Source organism: Streptococcus sp. 27098_8_91, from assembly GCF_041432385.1.
Taxonomy (GTDB): Bacteria; Bacillota; Bacilli; order Lactobacillales; family Streptococcaceae; genus Streptococcus.
Window position 1 is genome coordinate 1 of the sequence record NZ_JAPVZN010000019.1, and the last position, 4,372, is coordinate 4,372.

At 40.6% G+C, this 4,372-nt stretch carries 1 protein-coding gene and 1 pseudogene; both read left to right on the forward strand.

What is annotated here, in order from left to right; genetic code table 11:
* Positions 1-1,372 (forward strand): annotated as a pseudogene (locus tag O3611_RS09695) (hypothetical protein); the annotation flags it as partial.
* Positions 1,373-1,922: 550 nt separating this feature from the next.
* Positions 1,923-4,372: YSIRK-type signal peptide-containing protein (locus O3611_RS09700; protein WP_371608517.1), on the forward strand; the 2,450-nt coding region annotated here is incomplete at its 3' end.

A 4,372-nucleotide genomic window follows, 5' to 3' on the forward strand; every position in this document is an offset into this window, starting at 1 on the left:
AGTAGGAGAACCAGTAGTAGTAAATCCAACAGAAACTATTGTCAAGGTTCCAGCGAAGGATAAAGTAGAAACAACAGCAATCCCATCACCTAAGAAATATGTGAAAGATGATACACGCGACAAAGATCAACCAAATGTGGAGGAAGCAGGTCAAACAGGTTCAAGCACTATCACAACAACATATAGTGTTGATCCTACTACAGGTGCTATTACAGAAACAGTAGGAAAACCAGTAGTAGTGAATCCAACAGAAACAATTGTCAAAGTCGCAGCGAAGGACAAAGTAGTAGAAGCATCAATTGAACCTGAAGTTGAGTATGTTAGAGATGGTGAACGAGAAGTTGACACACCTAACGAACGCGTTGAAGGAGCTAAAGGTAAAACAGTTACAACAACCACTTACGATGTAGATTCAAATGACGGTCATATCACAGAACACGTTGGCACCCCAGTAGTCAGCCCAGCAGGTAAGACAATCGTTAAAGTTGGTGCGAAAACTAAGGTTGAACAATCTAAAGATTCTGAAGGTCGCGATGTGATTGATATCACTACCTATGAAGTTGATCCAAAAACAGGTAAGGTAACTCCAACAACCGTTCGAACTTATGGGAAAACGAAAGAACCAAAAGTAGAGTTAGAACAGGATCCTAAGACAGGTGATGTTACAGTGACACCGAAGAAGCCAGATGGGTCAACATATCCACCAGGAACTAAGGTAGAAATCTCAGGTAAAGATGGTAATCCAATCGTCGTTACAATCGATGAAGATGGTAAAGGTAAAGTACCAAACAGTGATCTACCAAACGTAGAAAAAACAGGTACAGGTAAGATTACTGAACCAGGTAAATCATCTGTGGAAGTTCCTAAGGTAACAACTTTTGAAAACGATGTATTAGGGGGTTCAATTGCATTACCAGAGCTAATGATTGAGGTTCGATGGATTGATGAAGAAGGAAATGTATTGAAACCATCTGTTAAGACAGGTAATGAAAAGGATACTGAACATGGATCAATTCCAGGATATGAATTTGTACGAACTGTGATTGATGAAAATGAACCAGTAATTACTCACATTTTCAGAAAAGCAAGTGGAAATCCAAATACAATTCCAGCAACTCCAGTCACACCAGATACTAATGGAAATTCTGGTCATGATACACCTGCGCCAACAACTCCAAATCCAAATGCAGTTACTCCGAATGCAAATCACAGATCTACTACAGCTACTATTGATAAGGAATCTAAGTCAAATGATTCTCAAAATGTATTGCCAATACTTGGAACAGAATCTGATATGATTCTTGCATCTTTAGGACTCCTTGGTATGCTAAGTAGCCTTGGACTTGCGTTTGGAAAGAAAAAAGAAGACTAAAATAAGCATTTCGTTAAAGTTTGAACTACTCACTGTTAAGTGAACGATGAAATAAAAGATTAAGAAACGACCTTGTTCCTCATTTGAAGAAGTACAAGGTCGTTGTTTTATTTCTGAAAAAGGGAGACATCAGTATTGGTACCAAACCCCTCTCAAAATATTGTATGACTTCAATCCTAGTGCTCAGTTTTGAAATGTTCCCAAAAGTTCTCAATCGGTGAGCGATTAGTACACTTTCTAATCTAATATATAGAGAATGTCATCAGAAAGGAGAATCTTTCTGTTTTATTTAAACAAGCTGTATATTAATGTGTTATAAACGTTCGCATATGTTTGCGCTTTATTCGAGAGGTTGAATGGCTTTATGATTGCTTAAATGAATTGAAAATGATACAATCGAGCTGTAATAGCTGTAATAGCTGTAATAGCTGTAATAGCTGTAATAGCTGTAATGTGTAAAAATTGCTCAAAAGAGTGATTTTTATTGTATTATTCCCCAGAGGGAATACTGCTTCTCAATTTGATTTTGTCTTTAATATAAGGAGGAACTATGGAAAAAAAATCAAATTCACTAAGTAGAGTAAAGCGTCGGCAACAGGAAAAAGTCTTACGCTTCTCTATTCGTAAGTATAGTTTCGGTGCGGCTTCAGTTGCTGTTGCAGCGCTGATGTTTTTGGGTGCGCGCGTCGTTAGTGCGGATAGCGTAACACCTGTCGAACAACCTCATGTAGGGGCTTCAATTCAAGATACTAGTCCGCTAGCATCGCAAGATAAGGAAGAGCCTGTTAGTTCTGTAAAAGTGGATACAGCTGTTGCAAGTCAGCTTGTGGCACAGATCAAAGACCAGCTCCACGTCAAGGAAGCTGCGAATACAGATCTTTTGGTTACTGCTAAGGAAGAACTTGTTAAGGCTGAACAGACTCTCGCTGATTCAAAAGTGAGTCAAGAAGAAGTGGACGCTTTAGTAGCTCGCTTGACCAATGTTTTGGACCAGCTACGAGCAGTGGAAGTATCTCAAGGCAAAGAAGATAAAAATGGTGAAAGTACACAGGAAGCAACTCCGGAAATCAAGCCAGAAGTAGTGAAGCCAACTCCAGAAATTTCAGCTAAGTCTGAGGAAACTTCAGAAAATACTAATGCTGAGCAACTGGAAAAAGCTAAAGCTAGTCTCAAAGTATCTATTGATCGTTTGGAGCAGGCTATCGCCCAAACACCTGAGAATGACTTGACACGTGAAATCTTGGAGAAAGCTATCGCCCAAGTTGCTGTAGCCAAGTCTGCATTTGGTGGTGTAGAAGTTAGCCTTCGTGATGTTGAGGATATGAATCGTGTCATCAAACGTAACGAAAGCTCTGTTATGATTGCACGTAATCGTTTGACTTCTGGTCATAATGACGTCCGTAATGGCGCGGCTATCCCAGTTGGGACAACGCTTCGCGCTGATGCGGGGGCAACCTATGACAATGCTGTTGGGCTCTACTTCACAAAGGAAGGAGATGGCTCAGGTTATCCAGCTGGTACCATGCTCTTTAGAGACCGTAACCAAAATACTGCGGATAAACAAAGAGTTAAGGATGTCAAGGATGTCGTTAAGGTTGATGTCACTAAAAACGGAGATACCTACGATTGGGTCGTTGAGTTTGAAGCTAATCCTGAAAACCACCAAAATGCTCATGCTTGGTTTACCATTCCAACTGGTCATACCTTGGTAAACGACGGTTCGGCATCATTTGCTAGTTACTGGGGTGGTGATAGTAGCAAAGTACGTATTGATACTCAAGGAAGATTACCACGAAACTTATACGACATTTTTAAAGATCAGGTTAGCTCTACGTCTAAGGATGTTAACATTGGTACCCCTGGTGGAGCTATCGAGCAGGCTTGGGGCAAAGCCGCCACTACCGATGCTTTCTGGAAAGGTGCTGATGGAGAGATTAAAACATTTGAAGAAATCATTTCAAAACCTGATACACTCTATTTTAATCGTACAGGTGGTGCCCGTACGACAACGGAGAAGGATGTTCTGGTATCAGATTATTTGAAGGATTGGTTGATCCAGCATACGCAAAGAGTTTATCATTTTGATATTGATTATCGTGGTAGAACTAAGGATAGTGCATCAAACTATATCTTTCGTTTCAAAACCAAGGCTGCTGAGGGGACTCCACTCATGTATGCAGCAGGGATGCGCTCCTATGAGTTCAGCACCCACCGAAATGATATGCAATGGTATGGTTTGCCATCTCCTAAGGTGACGGGGGCTGATCAAACTATCGAAAAAGGTAAGGAAATTCGACTTGAATTTACAACTAAAGATAATCTAGCAGGATTTTCACTTGGTGATCCAAAACTAGGTTATAATCCAGCTGATTCTATCAAGTTAGTGGATAGTAAGCTGGAACTTAAAGATCAAAAAGTTGAAGTTCAAAAAGTGAGTGATTATGAGCACAAGCTTATTATCACAGGTCGTGTTGCTTCAGATCCTGGCGACTATAAGGTCAAGGTCAAGTCTGTCAATAACGTTGGACAAAGTGCGGAGTTTACATCAACTGTCAAGGTTACACAATCTATTACACCAACATTAGAGTTGAATCAAGATCCTAAGACAGGTGACGTTACAGTAACACCGAAGAAACCAGATGGCTCAACATACCCACCAGAAACTAAGGTAGAAATCCCAGGTAAAGGTGACAAGCCAATCCCAGTCACAATCGGTAAAGACGGTAAAGGTAAAGTACCTAATAGTGATTTACCTGAAGGTAATGTCCCAGGTATAGGTAAGATTACAGAACCAGGTCAACCAACTGTTGAAGTTCCTGATGTAACAACTCCAGCTAAGATAACACCACGTGATACAACTCCACCAAAGATTTACTGGCTTAAAGACGATGGCAGTCGACAAGAGTTAGGCTACACTCATGCGGCCGGTCAAAATGTAGTTATTCCACTCTACCGTGGTGATGCAGTGAACACACGTCTCATCACTATAGATGACAGTGG